This window comes from Paenibacillus dendritiformis (assembly GCF_015845845.1).
In the GTDB taxonomy this organism is placed as follows: Bacteria; Bacillota; Bacilli; order Paenibacillales; family Paenibacillaceae; genus Paenibacillus_B; species Paenibacillus_B dendritiformis_C.
Genome location: NZ_LDIG01000037.1, coordinates 1 through 409, shown reverse-complemented (window position 1 = coordinate 409; position 409 = coordinate 1). Strand labels below are relative to the sequence as shown.

1 protein-coding gene is annotated in these 409 nt (G+C 68.2%); it reads left to right on the top strand.

Features of this window, described 5'->3' with window-relative positions; translation table 11 throughout:
• On the top strand, positions 1–375 hold a 375-nt coding region (locus ABD76_RS00520; RefSeq protein ID WP_197253367.1), incomplete at its 5' end, for a hypothetical protein.
• Between the last annotated feature and the right edge of the window lie 34 nt (positions 376–409).

Sequence of the window (409 nt, the reverse complement as noted above, 5' to 3'; positions counted from 1 at the left end):
GATATCGACGCGGCGCCCCCCGGGCCGTTCGACGGCGCGGCGTCGTTGCTGACCTTCCACTTCATCCGCCCGGAGAAGCGGGTGGACACGCTCCGGGGCATCCGCAAGCGCCTGGCCCCGAGTGCTCCCCTGATCGTTGCCCACATCAGCTTTCCCCAGGCCGAGCCGGAGCGGTCGCGCTGGATCTCAAGGCATGTCGCGTTTGGAGGCACCCCGCCGGAGAAGGCCAAGGATGCCGAACACGCCATCAGGACCCGGTTGACCATCCTCGATCCCGTGGAAGAGGAGGCGCAGCTTCGCAGCGCGGGGTTCACCGGCATCGGCCTGTTCTATGCGGGGCTGAGCTTCAGGGGCTGGGTAGCGTACGCCGGATGACGACGCGCTTGTCTGCGCCCTGAACCGGAGTCCG